The sequence below is a fragment of the Aurantiacibacter luteus genome (assembly GCF_001010945.1).
Taxonomy (GTDB): Bacteria; Pseudomonadota; Alphaproteobacteria; order Sphingomonadales; family Sphingomonadaceae; genus Alteraurantiacibacter; species Alteraurantiacibacter luteus.
Genome location: NZ_LBHB01000002.1, coordinates 669,830 through 685,427, shown reverse-complemented (window position 1 = coordinate 685,427; position 15,598 = coordinate 669,830). Strand labels below are relative to the sequence as shown.

Below are 15,598 nucleotides of genomic sequence, written 5' to 3'. Positions count from 1 at the left end.
CCGATGAGCAATGGGCGGCTGGGTCTACATCATGTCGAACAGGCCGGGCGGCGTGCTCTACATCGGGGTGACTTCAGACCTGCCGTTCCGGGTCCACCAGCACCGCACGGGCAAAGGCTCGGCTTTCTGCCGTCGCTATGGGCTGACCCGGCTCGTTTACGCCGAACAGCACGACGACATTCACGCGGCCATCGTGCGTGAGAAGGCGATGAAGGCGTGGAAACGGGAATGGAAGATCGAGCTTATCGAGACGATCAACCCGGCATGGGATGATTTGTACGAGCGTCTCGCTGGACTGTGAGCGATCCCAGCTCACGTAATTGCACGACCGTCACTCCACCGGGCGCGAGTGATCGAGCAGGTCGTTGGCCTGGTCCCCGCCGCCCTCGCGTCGTTCGGCATCGACCATACGCTCGATCTCGTCGTCGGGTTTCACGTCCTCGGCGTGGCCGGTGACCGGGGCCGGTGCAGGCTTGGGCGCGGGTGAGGGCGCGGGCTTCCCGGCACCCTCGCCTTTCAAATGCTCCCCCAGGTTCTCGAACGGCAGCGCGCTGGTGCGCGGGTCGAAGCGGAGGCGGTAGATCGGTTCGGGCAGGGCGAACCCCGCGCCCTCCAGCGCCACCTTGCAGGCGGCGATGGCGCGGGTCCTGGCCTTGTACCAGTCGGTCTCGCGCTGATCGACCCAGCCGAGGAACTGCAGCGCCACGTTGCTGTCGCCGACCTCGGTGATGCGGACTTCCGCCGCCGGGTTGTCGAGCACGAAGTCGAGCCCGCGCAGGGTCTCGCGCCCCAGTTGCCGCGCCGCCATGGCATCGTCGTCGGCATCGACGCCAAGGGTGAAGTCGAATCGGCGCTGCGGGTTGCGCGTGTAGTTGAGGATGACAGCCTTGAAGACGGTGGAATTGGGAATGCGCAGGTGGTTTCCGTCCAGCGTCATCAGCACCGTCGCGCGGCTGGTCAGGCGGATGACGCGGCCCTCGAAGTCCTCGATCACCACGTGGTCGTTGGCGCGGAAGGGCTGGCGCAGGCTCAGCATGAGTGACGCGACGTAGTTCTCCACCGTGTCGCGCATGGCGAAACCCAATGCGATGCCGACCACGCCCGCCCCGCCCAGTACCGCGCCCATCAACGTGCCCGCCCCGATCATGTCGAGCGCGACAACCAGCGCCAACACGATGAAGACGAAGCGGATGGCGCTCGCGATCAGCTCGGCGAGGAAGCTGTTGGGCGCCAGCCGGTGCCACACGCGCCCAAGCGAGGCGAGAAGGTAGCCGAAGCCGATGATGAGCGCGGCGACCAGCAGCGCCATGCCCACCAGCGGCAGCATCCGCAGTAGCTCTCGCAGTTTCTCGCCCAGCCCGCCGATGGACCCGCCCACATTGACCGAGACGTCGCGCTCCACCGCGTTCTCGACCGTCACGACGCCCTCCACCCCGGCGGCGATGGCCTCCGCCCGGTCCACCGCCTCGGCATCGGGCGCGGTGCCCGTGAGGGTGACGACGCCCTGGCGGACGCTGGCCTCGACACCTGCGAGGCTGGGCACATTGGCGAAGATATCGGCCAGCCGCGCGGCGATGCGGTCGTCCTGCGCGGGATCGCGCTCGACATCGATCGAGCCCGCGGCGGGCGCGGCGCTTTCGCTGGCCTCGGGTGCGGGGCTCTCGAGCGGGCTTGCAGCCCATGCCGGACCGGCGAGCAGCGCCCCTGCCAGCACGAGTGCGGCGAAGAGGCGCGCGAGCGGTCTCAGAACAGCGCGGCCATGCCCTTGAAGGCGTAGGTCAGCGCGACCGGCAGGCCCACGGCGGCGATCCACAGCAGCGCCATCTCGCGGGTGAAGACGGGTCGCAGCGCCGGGTCGGCGGCCTCGGCATCGCTCAGGACGTTCCAGCGATCTTCCATCCACCGGCACGCGGGAATGATCGCGGCGACCAGCACGATGAGCGCGAAATAGGGCATGATGGAGCCGCCGTCGCTCTTGAGCTGGGTCATCGTCCAGAAGATGTGCATGCCCGTGTAGACCAGCAGCCCGAAGGCGACATGGTCGCTGACCTTGCGCCGCCAGTCGAGCTTGCGTGCCGTTCGTGCCGCACCGCGGCCTTCCGCCTGCCGGCCGTGCGAAAGCGTCCCGTTGACCGCCTTGTCCATGCGCAGTCTCCTCTCCAATCCCTGCCGGCAGACAAGCACAGCCGAGGCCCCCTTGGCAAGCGGGGTAATGCGCCGTTCATGCGTCTCGTCCAGCATTCGGACACGTCATGCACGAATCCTACCAGGGCGTTCGGGCAAAGACCTTTCAACCGGGCGGGGCCGTGCTAGAGGAACCGGCATGAGTGCACAGGACGACATGGCCGACAGCGGATTTCTCGACCAGGACGCGCTGGAGCAGAGCATCGCGGAAGCGCCCGCCGCCGCCGCGCCGCCGCTGCCGCCCGAAGGCGGGCTGGAGGTCGTCTCCATCGCCAAGAGCTACGACAAGCGCAGCGTGCTCTCCGACATCTCGCTGAGCGTGGCGAAGGGCGAGGTGCTGGGCCTGCTGGGCCCCAACGGCGCGGGCAAGACGACGTGCTTCTATTCCATCATGGGCCTCGTCCGCCCCGATTCGGGCCGTATCCTGATGGACGGTGTCGACGTGACCAAGCTGCCGATGTACCGGCGCGCGATCCTCGGCCTCGGCTACCTGCCGCAGGAAACCAGCATCTTTCGCGGCATGACGGTGGAACAGAACATCGCCTGCGTGCTGGACATGGTGGAGCCCGACAAGGCCACTCGCGCCGCCGAACTGGAGCGGCTGCTCGACGAATTCGGCCTCACCCGCCTGCGCGCCAGCCCGGCCATGGCGCTGTCGGGCGGCGAGCGTCGCCGGTGCGAGATCGCCCGCGCGCTGGCGGCCAAGCCCTCGATCATGCTGCTCGACGAGCCATTCGCCGGCATCGACCCGCTCTCCATCAGCGACATCCGCGACCTGGTGAAGGACCTGAAGGGCCGCGGCATCGGCGTGCTCATCACCGACCACAACGTGCGCGAGACGTTGGACATCGTCGACCGCGCCTGCATCATCTACGGCGGCCAGGTGCTGTTTGCCGGAAGCCCGCAGGAACTGGTGGCGGACGAGAACGTCAAGCGCCTCTACCTCGGCGAGAACTTCACGCTCTGATGACGGAGCGGGAGGGGGTTTAACAGATGGCGCTCGGTCCGAGACTGGATCTCAGGCAATCGCAATCGCTGGTGATGACGCCGCAGTTGCAGCAGGCGATCAAGCTGCTGGCGCTGTCGAACCTCGAGATCGAGACCTTCATCGGCGAGGCGCTGGAGAACAACCCGCTGCTGGAAGCGGGCGAGATGCGGGCCGAGGACCGCGAGGCGCCAAAAGAGGCGGAACCGCACGATGCCACGCCCGACGCGGACGGCGAAAGCGCGCTCGACATCGACGCTACCGCGCTCGACCGCGACCGCGACACCGGCGACTGGTCGGCGCAGGGCTCCACCGGGGGCGACAGTGAGGGGTTCGATTTCGAGAACCGCTCCGACGAGGAGACCACGCTCGCCCGCCACCTCGAGGCGCAGGTAGGCGTCTGCGCCCCGAACGAACACCTGTGCTTCGTCGCCCGCCACCTCATCAACCTGCTCGACGAGGCGGGCTATCTCACCACTCCCCTGCGCGAGGTCGCCGCGGCGCTCGGCGTGCCGCTCTCCGACGTCGAGGATGCGCTGAGCGTCGTCCAGTCGCTCGACCCGACGGGCGTGGGCGCGCGCTCCTTGTCCGAATGTCTCGCGCTGCAGGCGATCGAGGCGGACCGTTATGACCCTTGCATGCAGGTGATGATCGACAACCTCGAACTCGTCGCCGCCGGGGCCTTTGCCCACCTCCGCCGCATCTGCCGCGTGGACGAGGACGACCTCGCCGAAATGCTCGCCGAACTCAGGAGCTACGACCCCCGGCCGGGGCTGAAATTCGGCGGCGGCGGGAGCGCGGCGGTGGTGCCGGACATCCTGCTCACGCCCAGCGGGACCGATGGCTGGGACATCCGCCTCAACGAGGAGACCCTGCCCCGCCTCGTGGTCAACCGCGGCTACTACGTCGAACTGCGCCAGGGCGCGGCGAGCAGGCAAGCGAAAAGCTGGCTGAGCGAGAAGCTGGCCGACGCCAACTGGCTGATCAAGGCGCTGGACCAGCGGCAGAAGACCATCCTCAAGGTCGCCGCCGAGATCGTGAAGCAGCAGGCGGGCTTCTTCCGCAAGGGCGTCTCCGAACTGAAGCCGCTGACGCTGGCGAAGATCGCCGAGGCCATCGAAATGCACGAGAGCACCGTCAGCCGCGTGACGAGCAACAAGTACCTCCACTGCGAACGCGGCACCTTCGAGCTCAAGTATTTCTTCTCCAGCGGCGTGGGCGGCGGAGCCGACGGCGAAGGCGCCAGCGCCGAAGCGGTCAAGGCCCGCATCCGCGCCCTGTGCGACGCCGAGGACCCGAAGAAGGTGCTCTCCGACGACGCGCTGGTGGACCTGCTCAAGGCCGAAGGCTTCGACCTGGCGCGGCGCACGGTGGCGAAATACCGCGAGGCGATCGGGATCGGGTCGAGCGTGCAGCGGCGAAGGGCGAAGAAACTGGCGGGGATGTGAGCGAATTCGCGTATGTAAGGGTCAGCTTGAGCATCTCGGCCAACCAAAAGCTGAATTTTCGCTTTCGACCTCTCAGCCGTCGAAAGATTGGTTGCTATGGCTACGGCCACAGTGACCGCATGTCTTCCTAGGCCAAGGCGTGGACCAAGCGAAAAAGCCCTTATTGCTTTGAAATGGGGAAAGGCCGCAATCGGGACACCGGAATGCGAACAGCGCCAAGACTCCATGACCGAGCCAGAAAGCTAATCCCACAAGCATGCCAAAGTCGCCCAAGGTTCGATGCAGCGTTGGCATCCACACTGGGAAAGTTAAGAAGACGAAGAGAACCCAAACCATGAACAGCCACGATTTTTTATAGAGGGACATACCCTCCGGTATGTTTCCTTTCCAACCTTAATGCAACGGCAGCTTTCCATCTTTGGTGAAGCCGCGTCGCAGTCCTGAAATCCCTCACTCCAATAGGCATCCCGCACCACATCCTTGCCGCCTGCACCAAAAGTATGATATTTTTCTGGGATGCCAGTCGTCCGTAAGACCATCACCCTGAGCGACACGCAGGACGCATTTATCAAGGCGCAGATCCGCCGCGGTGCCTTTATCAATGACAGCGAGTATATTCGCGACCTCGTCCGCCGCGACCAGGAGGCGCAGGACAAGCTCGCCAACCTCCGCGACGCCATTGCCGAGGGGCTGACTGGCGGCATAAGCGAGAGGACGCTCGACGAAATCTGGGGCGACGCTGAAAGGCGCGCAGCCGATGCGTGAGCTGCGGCTCAGCCGGCGAGCCGAGAACGATCTTTCAGACATCGCCGATTACACGATAGCCGAGTTCGGTATCGAACAAACGCGGACTTACCGCGACCAATTCAAGGCGTGCTTCGCCTCGTTGCTCGACAATCCGAACCTCGGTCGCAGCGCGGACGAGCTTGCGCCGGGCCTGCGCCGCATCAGGCAGCAGGCGCATGTCGTCTTCTACCTGCCAAGCGAAAATGCGGTGCTAATCGTGCGCGTCCTGCATCACGGCGTGGATTTCGAGCGTCACCTGTAACCCTGCGAGAAAACCCTTTCCTACACCCCCCGCCGCATGCCTCGCTGCGCGGCATGACACATCACACCCCCATCATTGCCGCCTCCGCCCAACCGGCCGAGGCTACCGCCAACACCCTCCCCGCCACCCGCCACGACGGCTGGACCGCCGAGCGGCAGGCGGATTTCCTGCGCGAGCTGGGAGCGACGCATTGCGTCAGCCGGGCGGCGAAGGCGGTGGGGATGAGCCGACAGTCGGCCTATGCCCTGCGCGCAAGGCTGAAGGGCGAGCCGTTCGACCGGGCGTGGACGGCGGCGCTGCTGTGCGGGGTGGACAGCCTCGCCAGCGTGGCGCTCGAACGCGCGCTCAACGGGGTGGAGGTGCCGCACTACTACAAGGGCGAACTCGTCGGCACCTCGCGCCGCTACGACGAGCGGCTGACCGTGGCCCTCCTCGCCATGCGCGACCGCTTCCGCGGCGAGGAGCCCTTCGCCAGCCACCCCTTCTCTGGCTACGAACCCGACGAGTTCGGCAGCCTGGTGAAGCGCGTGGAGACCGGCCCGCAGACCTGGGACGAGGAGTGAGGGGCGCGCAAGTTTTTCCGCTCACCCGGCGGAGTGTCAACTTTGGAATGGCGCGAGAATGGCGGAAATGCGCGGTTTCTGGCGGGAGGCTCGCTTGACAGTGTCAACTTCGGGGAAGGAAGCGCTGCCCCGGAACAAGTCCGGGGTGACAGGTGGGTGAAAACCGCCGATCTTAAGACTTCCGCGCAAACCTCTTAACAGCGAGCGACCCAACCGAGCGCAGCGAAGGCAAGGCCGAACGGCCGCCCGCAGGCGCCTCGCAGCCGGAGCGCAGCCCCGGCGGAGAGAACAGCGCCGAGGACGTTTCCGCGGAGGCGGAAACGCAAAACCAAAACTGTCACCCAAAGGACTCACCCAGAAAGTCTTAACGCGTGAAACCCATTGTTAACCTTTTTCGGTGACAAGGCTCGTGGTTAATTCGCGGCAACACCCCTTTACCGGGGGTTACCGAACGGGGACAAAGGGGTTCCAAAGATGCGCGTTCTGTTGATCGAAGACGAGCCGACCACCGCCAAGGCGATCGAGCTGATGCTGACGGCCGAAGGCTTCAACGTCTACCAGACGGACCTGGGCGAGGAAGGCCTCGATCTGGGCAAGCTCTATGATTACGACATCATCCTGCTCGACCTGAACCTGCCCGACATGCACGGATACGACGTGCTCAAGAAGCTGCGCGTCGCCAAGGTGCAGACGCCGGTTCTGATCCTGTCGGGCATCGCCGAGATGGACTCGAAGATCCGCTCCTTCGGTTTCGGCGCGGACGACTACGTCACCAAGCCCTTCCACCGCGACGAGCTGGTCGCCCGCATTCACGCCGTGGTCCGCCGCTCCAAGGGCCACAGCCAGTCGGTCATCCGCACCGGCAAGCTGGCGGTGAACCTCGATGCCAAGACCGTCGAGGTCGACGGCGCGCGGGTCCACCTGACCGGCAAGGAATACGCCATGCTGGAGCTGCTTTCGCTCCGCAAGGGCACCACGCTGACCAAGGAAATGTTCCTCAACCACCTCTACGGCGGCATGGACGAACCCGAACTCAAGATCATCGACGTGTTCATCTGCAAGCTGCGCAAGAAGCTGTCGAGCGCGTGCGGCGGGGACAACTACATCGAGACCGTGTGGGGCCGCGGCTACGTGCTGCGCGACCCGGAGGCCGAACAGGTCGCCGCCTGAAATTCCTAGCCCTGGACGGGGTTTTGAAGGACGCCCGGTGGCTACGCGCCGCCGGGCGTCCTGCGTCACGGCCAATCTCCACCGCGGCGGGGTCGGCTACGCGCTTCTCCCGATAGAATTCCTTCTTCCTCTCGCTCACTAAGTCGTGGGATCGACATCGGGGGGATTGTCTATGGAGCGGGGCGAAAGCCTGCGGGTTGCCATCGTCGAGGACGATGCGATCATGACCTTTCTGCTGCGCGAGATCTGTGCCGCGGCCGGCCACACCGGCGTCGGCGAAGCGGCCTGCGCAGCGGGCGCGCGGCGCATGTTCGCCGAGTGCCGGCCCGACGTGGCCTTCGTCGACCATGCGCTGGAGGGCGTCGAAGACGGCACCCAGCTGCTGCGCGCGATCGGCCGCGACTATCCCGGCATGACCACCATGCTGGTGACCGGGTACGACATCGCCCGCCTCGCCGCGCTCGGGGGCGACCCGATCGCCGACCGGCTGGTGCAGAAGCCGGTCAGGCCGCGCCAGCTCATCGCCCTGCTGGACGAGGTCCGCGAGCAGCGCCGGGTGGCCCCGGCAATCAATCCGGCGCTCGCCCGCGCCGCCTGAGCGCAAAAAGGAACGGCCGCGGTGCCGATAAAGAAAATCCTTCTCGCCGGGTGATTTGCGCGCGGCTACTTGCGGGCCGACGCAACTGCTCGAAAGCGCCTGCCCGATGGAAGTTCTCGGTATCGACCTCACGGCGCTCCTGCCATTCATCCTCATCGGCTTCGCCGCGCAACTGGTGGACGGCGCGCTGGGCATGGCCTTCGGGGTGATCTGCAACACGCTGCTGGTCGGCCTGCTGGGCGTGCCCCCGGCACTCGCCAGCCAGCGCGTCCATGTGGTCGAATGCTTCACCACCGCCACCAGCGGCATCAGCCACCTGCTGAACGGCAACATCGATAAGGCGCTGTTCGCCCGGCTGGTGATTCCCGGGGTCATCGGCGGGGTGACGGGGGCCTACCTGCTCAGCTCCATCGATGCCTCGGTGGTGAAACCCTTCGTGCTGATCTACCTCGCCGGCATCGGCATCTACCTGCTGGTGCGCGGCCTGTTCTATCCGCCCAAGCAGAAGGTGGCAAAGCACGTCGCCCCGCTGGGACTGGTCGGCGGTTTCCTGGATGCCGCGGGCGGCGGCGGCTGGGGGCCGGTGGTAACGAGCAACCTGCTGATCCAGGGTGCCGATCCGCGCAAGGTCGTGGGGACGGTCAACTCGGCGGAATTCTTCCTGACCGTGGCGGTCTCGGCCACCTTCATCTTCCATCTCGGCGTGGCCGACCTCGCCGGGGCGACGCTGGGCCTGCTGATCGGCGGCATCGTGGCCGCGCCCATCGGTGCCTTTGCCGCCAAGCACTTCAGCCCCAAGCTCATGCTGATCCTCGTGGGCATCGTGCTGACGGTCACCAGCGCCTATGGCGTGTGGACGGCCTGGGGCTGACGCGAATCCGCTGTCCTACAGCGCCGGAACGCTGAACGGCGGGTCTGCGCGATGACTGGCAAAGCTCTCCCTTGCTCGCTAGAGGCGCGCCCATGAGCGCGAACAAGGAAGGCGATCCGACCACGCTGGGGCGGCTGTACGGGCGCAGCCACGGCAAGCCGCTGCGCGCCGCGCAGGCCGACCTCGTCGAGACGCTGCTGCCGCAGATCGCCGTGCCAGCGAATGGCCCGGTAACATCGACCGCGCTGTTCGGCGACGAGCGCCCACTGCACTTCGAGATCGGCTTCGGCGGCGGCGAGCACCTCGCCTACCGCGCCGACCTGCTGCCCGACCACGGCTTCATCGGCGCCGAGCCGTTCCTGAACGGCGTCGCGCAGGCTCTGGTGCACGTGCGCGACGGACATGAGGGCGGCGGGCGGCTCGCCAATGTCCGCATGCACCACGGCGACGCGTTGGAGATTCTCGCCCGCGTGCCCGACGGTGCGCTGACGATGATTTACCTCCTCCACCCCGACCCCTGGCCCAAGGCCCGGCACGCCAAGCGGCGGATGATGAACGACGGGCCGGTGCGGCTGATGGCGGACAAGCTGAAGCCGGGCGGCGAACTGCGTTTTGGCACCGACCACCCGGTCTACGTGCGGCATGCGCTGATGGTGATGCGCCGCTTCACCAGCGGGCCGGACGCGCCGTTCGAATGGGTGATCGAGGGGCCGGATGGCTTCCGCAACCGCCCCTCCGGCTGGTCCGAGACGCGCTACGAGCACAAGGCCCGCACGGTCTACGGCCACGAGGTCTGGTACTTCCGCTTCCGCAGGCGTTGAGCGCACCCGCCCGGCGAGCCTCGGTCAGCCCACCACGCCGGCCGTCGCCAGCACGGCGAGCGTGAGGATGTCGGGCGCGATCGATGTCATGGGCGCGATCTGCACGGGTTTTTCCGAGCCGATCATCATCGGCCCGATGGTGGTGTCGCCGGAAAGCTCGCGCAGCAGCTTGGCCGAGAGATTGGCGCTCTGCAGGCCGGGGAAGATCAGCACGTTGGCCGGGCCCGACAGGCGACTGAAAGGATAGAGCGCCATGACCTTTTCGTTGAGCGCCGCATCGGGCGCCATCTCGCCCTCGTACTCGAAGTTCACGCTCTCGTCGGCATCGAGGATCGCCACGGCGTCGCGGATGTTGCCGAGCCACTGGCCGGGCGGGTTGCCGAAGGTGGAGTAGGACAGGAAGGCCACGCGCGGCTCGTGCCCCATGCGCCGCGCCACGGCGGCGGTTTCCTTGGCGATGTGGGCGAGCTGCTCGGCGCTGGGCCGCTCGTTGATCGTGGTGTCGGCGAGGAAGGTCGTGTGGTTCTTTCCGATTACCATGTGCACGCCGAAGGGCGTCGCGCCGGGCTTGGCATCGAGCACGCGGGCGATCTCGCGCGCCGACTGGGCGTAGGTGCGGGTGAGACCGGTGATCATCCCATCGCCGATGTCGAGCGCCACCAGCAGGGCGGCAAAGACGTTGCGCTCCTGGTTCACCATGCGGCGCACGTCGCGTTCCGTATACCCGCGTCGTTGCAGCCGCTTGTAGAGGAAATCGACCATCGGCTCGATGTGCTCGGAGGTATTCGAGTTCTCGATCTCGAAGCTCTCGGGATCATCGACGCCGAGCTCCTCCAGCTTCTCGAGCACCTTTTCCGTGCGGCCCACCAGGATCGGCGTGCCGTAGCCAAAGTCGCGGAACTGGATCGCGGCGCGCAGGGCCACCTCCTCCTCCGCCTCGGCGAAGACCATGCGCTTGGGATTGGCTTTGGCATCCTCGTAGACGCGGGTGAGCGCCGAGGTGGTGGGATTGAGGCGGCTGCGCAGCTTGAGCGCATAGGCTTCGAAATCCTCGATGGGATCCTGCGCCACGCCCGAATCCATCGCCGCCTTGGCCACCGCGCACGAAACGCGCTCCATCAGGCGCGGATCGAAGGGCGCCGGAATGATGTATTCGCGCCCGAACTGGTGGTTGACGCCGTAGGCCGCGGCGACTTCTTCGGGCACCCGCTCGCGCGCCAGCTCGGCGATGGCTCTCGCGGCGGCGACCTTCATCTCCTCGTTGATCGCGGTCGCCCGCACGTCGAGCGCGCCGCGGAAGATGAAGGGGAAGCCCAGCACGTTGTTGACCTGGTTGGGGTAGTCGCTGCGGCCGGTGGCGATGATGGCATCGGGGCGCACGGCCTGCGCCTCCTCCGGCATGATCTCGGGCACGGGATTGGCCATGGCAAAGATGATCGGCTGGTCGGCCATCGCCGCCACCCACTCGGGCTTCAGCGCACCCGCGGCGGAGAGGCCGAGGAAGATGTCCGCGCCCGCCAGCGCTTCCTCCAGCGTGCGCGCGTCGGTGGGCACGGCGTGCGCGCTCTTCCACTGGTCCACGCCCTCGCGGCCCGGGTAGATCGGACCGGAGCGGTCGCACACGATCACGTTCTCGTGCGGCACGCCGACCGACTTGATCAGCGCCGTGCAGGCGAGCGCCGAGGCGCCCGCGCCGTTCACCACCATCTTCACGTCCTTGAGGTCGCGGCCGGTGAGGTAGCAGGCGTTGATGAGACCCGCCGCCGCGATGATCGCCGTGCCGTGCTGGTCGTCGTGCATGACGGGGATATTCATCCGCTCGCGCAGCGCCTGCTCGATGATGAAGCATTCGGGCGCGGCAATGTCTTCCAAGTTGATGCCACCGAAGCTCGGCTCCATCAGCGCGACCGCGTTGATAAAGGCCTCGGGGTCCTCGGTGTCGAGCTCGATATCGATGGAATCGACGTCGGCGAAGCGCTTGAACAGCACCGCCTTGCCTTCCATCACCGGCTTCGATGCCAGCGCGCCGAGGTTGCCGAGGCCGAGGATGGCGGTGCCGTTGGAAATGACGGCGACGAGGTTGGAGCGGGCGGTGTAGCGCGCGGCGCAGGCGGGATCGGCGGCGATGGCCTCCACCGGCACGGCGACGCCCGGCGAATAGGCGAGGCTGAGGTCGCGCTGCGTCGTCATCGGCTTGGAGGCGATGATCTCGATCTTACCGGGCCGGATGGTCTCGTGGTAGAACAGCGCTTCGCGCGCCGTGAAACTGCTGGTCTTCTCTTCGGCCACCTGTGCGCCTCTCCTTGCTCTCGGACTCAGCCATAGAGAGGCTTTGGCGGGAGCGATAGGGGATAGGGCCGCGCCCTGCCCTTCCCGAATCGCTTCGCGCCCCGCTAGGCGTGAATGCCAAGCGATGACAGCCCAGCCCACCCCGATGATGCAGCAGTACCTTGGCCTGAAGGCCGAGGCCGGCGACTGCCTGCTGTTCTACCGCATGGGCGACTTCTTCGAGCTGTTCTTCGACGATGCGCGGACCGCGGCGCAGGTGCTCGACATCGCGCTGACAGCCCGCGGCGAGCACGGCGGCGATCCGGTGCCGATGTGCGGGGTGCCGGTGCACGCGGCCGAAGGCTACCTCGCGCGGCTGATCAAGGCCGGCTGCCGCGTCGCCATCGCCGAGCAGGTGGAAACGCCGGACGAGGCGCGCGCACGGGCCAAGCGCGAGGGCACGCCGAGCTCGAAGGCGCTGGTGCGGCGCGACATCGTGCGCTTCGTCACCGCCGGCACGCTGACCGAGGAGGCGCTGCTCGAACCGCGCCGGGCGAACGTGCTCGCCGCCGTGTGCGAATTGCGCGGCGTGTGCGGAGTGGCCTCGGTCGACATCTCGACCGGCGCGATGGTGCTGGAGGAATGTGCGCCCGAGCGGCTGGGCGCGGCGCTGGCACGCGTGGGGGCGAGCGAGTGCGTGGCACCCGAGGACTGGACCGAGGCACCGCTGGAGGCCGTGGCGCGCCCGCGCGCGGACTTCGCCAGCGAGGGCGGCGAGGCGCGATTAAAGTCGGTGCACGGCGTGGCGACGCTCGACGGGTTCGGCCAGTTCTCGCGCGCCATGCTGGCGGCGGCAGGTGGCCTCCTCGCCTATCTCGACCACGCCGGGCGCGGAACGCTGCCGCTGCTACTGCCGCCCGTGGCGCGTGCCTCGGGCGAGCACATGGCGATGGACGAGGCGACGCGTGCCAGCCTCGAGATCCTCGCCAGCCAGCAGGGCGGGCGCGCCGGGAGCCTGATCGCCGCCATCGATCGCTGCGTGACCGGGGCGGGCGCACGGCTGCTGGCGGAAGACCTCGCTGCGCCGCTGGTGGATCGCGCGAGCATCGAGGCGCGGCTGTCGCTCGTCGGGTGGTTGCACCGCGACCCGTTGCTGCGCGCCGACCTGCGGAGCCTGCTGCGCGCCCTGCCCGACCTCGGCCGCGCGCTCGGGCGGCTTGTGGCGGGACGCGGCTCCCCACGCGATCTCGGGCAGGTGCGCGACGGGTTGATCGAGGCGCGGCGGGTGCACGACGTGCTGAAGGGCAAGGCCGACCGGCCCGCGCTGCTCGACGGCCTGCTGCCTGCGCTGACCGGCCATGCCGAACTGACCGACCTCCTCGGGCGCGCGCTGGTGCCCGCGCCGCCCACCGAGCGGCAGAACGGCGGATTCATCGCGGCAGGCTACGACCATGCGCTCGACGAGCTTCGCGAGGTTTCCGGCAATGCCCGCCGCGCCATCGCCGCGATGGAGGCCCGCTACCGCGACGAGACCGGCACGCCCGCGCTGAAGATTCGCCACAACGGCGTGCTCGGCTATTTCATCGAGGTGCCGAGCAAGCACGCCGACAAGCTGATGGCGCCCGAGAGCGGCTTCACCCACCGCCAGACCATGGCCAACGTCGTGCGCTTCAACTCGCTCACCCTGCACGAGGAAGCGAGCCGCATTGCCGAGGCGGGCGGCCACGCGCAGGCGGCGGAGGACGCGCATTTCGAGGACCTGGTGGAGCGGGTGGCGCAGCGGCGCGAAGCCGTGGCCGCCACCGCCGCCGCGCTCGCCCGTCTCGACGTCGCGGCGGGACAGGCCGAGCGGGCGAGCGAAGGCGAATGGTGCCAGCCGGAGATCGTCGACGAGCCGGCGCTCGCCATCGAGGCGGGGCGGCATCCGGTGGTCGAGGCGGCGCTCTCGAAGGGCGGCGAGCGTTTCGTCGCCAACGACTGCGCGCTGGGCGAGCATGACCGGCTGTGGCTGGTCGGCGGGCCCAACATGGGCGGCAAGAGCACGTTCCTGCGGCAGAACGCGCTGATCGTGCTGCTCGCACAGGCGGGCGGCTTCGTACCCGCCAAGGCCGCGCGGATCGGCCTCGTCGACCAGCTCTTCAGCCGCGTCGGCGCCTCGGACAATCTCGCGCGCGGGCGCTCCACCTTCATGGTCGAGATGGTCGAGACCGCCGCAATCCTGCAGCAGGCAGGGCCGCGCAGCTTCGTCATCCTCGACGAGGTGGGGCGCGGAACCTCTACCTACGATGGCCTCGCGCTCGCATGGGCCGTGGCCGAGGCCATCCACGAAACCAACCGCTGCCGCTGCCTGTTCGCCACCCACTATCACGAAATGGCGCGGCTGGCGGAAAGCTGCGAGGCGCTGAGCCTCCACCACGTCCGCGCGCGCGAGTGGAAGGGCGACCTCGTCCTGCTGCACGAGGTGGCCGAGGGCGCGGCGGACCGCAGCTACGGCCTCGCCGTTGCGAAGCTCGCGGGCGTGCCCGAGGCGGTGGTGAAGCGCGCACGCTCGGTGCTGGACAAGCTGGAGAAGGGGCGCGCGGAAACGGGCGGGCTGGCGGCGGGGCTCGGCGACCTGCCGCTGTTCGCCGCCGCCTTTCAGGCCGAGGAGGAACAGTGCGACACCCTGCGCGACCTGCTCGCGGAGGTGGACGTCGACGCGCTGAGCCCGCGCGAGGCGCTGGAAATGCTCTACAGGTTGAAGCGCGAGGCGGCCGACTGACAATCCTTGCTCGCGCGCCCGGTTGCGCCGCTGCGCCCAGCCGTTAGGTTTGCCTCATGGCCCAAGACGATCCCGCCGAAGACGACAACCGCGACGAATCTACCCGTTGGGCCGAGAGCCGCACCGACTGGGCTGAGGATCGCACCATCATGGCGCTGGAACGTACATTCGCGGGATGGATGCGCACCGCATTTGCCGCCATTGCTATCGGCGTGGGCTTTCGCGCGCTGTTCGGCGAGTTCGACCCGCCTTGGCTGGCCAAGGCCATCGCCAGCATGTTCCTGCTCTTGGCGGTCCTCTTCGCTCTTGGCGCGGAGCGGCGGGCGTGCCGGGCTTTCGCTCGCCTCTCGAGCCATGCGGTGGATTCGCCGAAGATGCCGAACATCAAGCTGATCAGCTATTCCGTGGCGGCAGGCGCGCTCCTCCTGCTCGTCGCCTTCTGGGTGCTCAGCGACGGGCAGGTGGGCGCCTAGGGCCTATTCGCCTTCGGAGGGCAGGTCCTTGTCGAGCTTGTTGGCCTCGCCGTACTTGCCCTCGTTGTCGTCCATGTTGGGCTCGCCCTCGTAGGCGCCCATGTCGATCCGGCCCGAGCTTTCCATGTCGCGCATGTGATCGACCGTGTCCTGCGTGGAATCGCCCATCACCTCGGAGCTGTTCGGCCCCTTCTCGCTCTCGGTCGGGCTGCCGAGCACGGCGGTGTTGCGCGCATCCTCGGCCACCTGCTGCGCCTGGCTGCGGTGATCGTCCTGTTCGTCGTTGTGCGTTTCGGGCGCGAGGTCGGCCTGGCGCTGTTCCTGGCTCTCGGGGGCGTCGGTATGCTTGGTATCGGTCATGGTGAACTCCTTCGCCGCCTCAACGGCGGGCGTGGGAGTCGCGTTCCC

Annotated in this window: 16 protein-coding genes; 12 read left to right on the top strand and 4 right to left on the bottom strand. The window is 67.5% G+C overall.

What is annotated here, in order from left to right:
- The first annotated feature begins 10 nt into the window (after positions 1 to 10).
- Entirely contained in the window at positions 11 to 301 is a 291-nt protein-coding gene (locus AAW00_RS09850) for a GIY-YIG nuclease family protein (protein ID WP_047004155.1), read from the top strand.
- 30 nt (positions 302 to 331) lie between these two features.
- On the opposite strand, the gene AAW00_RS09845 is transcribed toward AAW00_RS09850, so the two are convergent.
- Positions 332 to 1,714 carry a mechanosensitive ion channel family protein gene (locus tag AAW00_RS09845; protein WP_241461683.1) on the bottom strand — a complete coding sequence of 461 codons (1,383 nt, stop codon included), beginning with the start codon at positions 1,712 to 1,714 and terminating at the stop codon, positions 332 to 334.
- 29 nt (positions 1,715 to 1,743) lie between these two features.
- Complete coding sequence (locus AAW00_RS09840; RefSeq protein WP_047004154.1) at positions 1,744 to 2,145, bottom strand: hypothetical protein; 402 nt, start codon at positions 2,143 to 2,145, stop codon at positions 1,744 to 1,746.
- 196 nt (positions 2,146 to 2,341) lie between these two features.
- On the opposite strand from AAW00_RS09840, the gene lptB reads away from it, so the two are divergent.
- From lptB to trmB, 9 genes are all read left to right on the top strand, one after another.
- Complete coding sequence (gene lptB / locus AAW00_RS09835) at positions 2,342 to 3,151, top strand: LPS export ABC transporter ATP-binding protein (protein WP_047004562.1); 810 nt, start codon at positions 2,342 to 2,344, stop codon at positions 3,149 to 3,151.
- A 26-nt stretch (positions 3,152 to 3,177) separates the two neighbouring features.
- A complete protein-coding gene (gene rpoN / locus AAW00_RS09830; RefSeq protein ID WP_047004153.1) occupies positions 3,178 to 4,617 on the top strand; it encodes an RNA polymerase factor sigma-54 in 1,440 nt (479 codons plus the stop codon).
- A 516-nt stretch (positions 4,618 to 5,133) separates the two neighbouring features.
- Complete coding sequence (locus AAW00_RS09825; protein WP_047004152.1) at positions 5,134 to 5,382, top strand: type II toxin-antitoxin system ParD family antitoxin; 249 nt, start codon at positions 5,134 to 5,136, stop codon at positions 5,380 to 5,382.
- Complete coding sequence (locus AAW00_RS09820; protein ID WP_047004151.1) at positions 5,375 to 5,665, top strand: type II toxin-antitoxin system RelE/ParE family toxin; 291 nt, start codon at positions 5,375 to 5,377, stop codon at positions 5,663 to 5,665. The genes AAW00_RS09825 and AAW00_RS09820 overlap by 8 nt, the downstream gene beginning before the upstream one ends.
- Positions 5,666 to 5,718: 53 nt before the next feature.
- Complete coding sequence (locus AAW00_RS09815) at positions 5,719 to 6,228, top strand: hypothetical protein (RefSeq protein WP_052761865.1); 510 nt, start codon at positions 5,719 to 5,721, stop codon at positions 6,226 to 6,228.
- A gap of 474 nt (positions 6,229 to 6,702) precedes the next feature.
- Positions 6,703 to 7,398 carry a response regulator transcription factor CtrA gene (gene ctrA / locus AAW00_RS09810; protein ID WP_047004150.1) on the top strand — a complete coding sequence of 232 codons (696 nt, stop codon included), beginning with the start codon at positions 6,703 to 6,705 and terminating at the stop codon, positions 7,396 to 7,398.
- 172 nt (positions 7,399 to 7,570) lie between these two features.
- Positions 7,571 to 7,996 (top strand): response regulator, encoded by a 426-nt coding sequence (locus tag AAW00_RS09805; protein WP_047004149.1) that lies wholly within the window; start codon positions 7,571 to 7,573, stop codon positions 7,994 to 7,996.
- 106 nt (positions 7,997 to 8,102) lie between these two features.
- Positions 8,103 to 8,867 (top strand): sulfite exporter TauE/SafE family protein, encoded by a 765-nt coding sequence (locus tag AAW00_RS09800; RefSeq protein ID WP_047004148.1) that lies wholly within the window; start codon positions 8,103 to 8,105, stop codon positions 8,865 to 8,867.
- 92 nt (positions 8,868 to 8,959) lie between these two features.
- Complete coding sequence (trmB, locus tag AAW00_RS09795; protein WP_047004147.1) at positions 8,960 to 9,688, top strand: tRNA (guanine(46)-N(7))-methyltransferase TrmB; 729 nt, start codon at positions 8,960 to 8,962, stop codon at positions 9,686 to 9,688.
- 24 nt (positions 9,689 to 9,712) lie between these two features.
- Here the strand turns inward: trmB and AAW00_RS09790 are convergent, their stop codons facing one another.
- Positions 9,713 to 11,977: an NADP-dependent malic enzyme gene (locus AAW00_RS09790; protein ID WP_047004146.1), complete on the bottom strand. Its 2,265-nt coding sequence runs from the start codon at positions 11,975 to 11,977 to the stop codon at positions 9,713 to 9,715.
- Between the two features lie 124 nt (positions 11,978 to 12,101).
- On the opposite strand from AAW00_RS09790, the gene mutS reads away from it, so the two are divergent.
- Together mutS and AAW00_RS09780 are read left to right on the top strand one after the other, a co-directional pair.
- Complete coding sequence (mutS, locus tag AAW00_RS09785) at positions 12,102 to 14,717, top strand: DNA mismatch repair protein MutS (protein ID WP_047004145.1); 2,616 nt, start codon at positions 12,102 to 12,104, stop codon at positions 14,715 to 14,717.
- A 56-nt stretch (positions 14,718 to 14,773) separates the two neighbouring features.
- Complete coding sequence (locus AAW00_RS09780; protein WP_047004144.1) at positions 14,774 to 15,190, top strand: YidH family protein; 417 nt, start codon at positions 14,774 to 14,776, stop codon at positions 15,188 to 15,190.
- Between the two features lie 3 nt (positions 15,191 to 15,193).
- Here AAW00_RS09780 and AAW00_RS09775 read toward each other — a convergent pair whose 3' ends face one another.
- Positions 15,194 to 15,550 (bottom strand): hypothetical protein, encoded by a 357-nt coding sequence (locus AAW00_RS09775; RefSeq protein WP_047004143.1) that lies wholly within the window; start codon positions 15,548 to 15,550, stop codon positions 15,194 to 15,196.
- Positions 15,551 to 15,598: the final 48 nt, after the last annotated feature.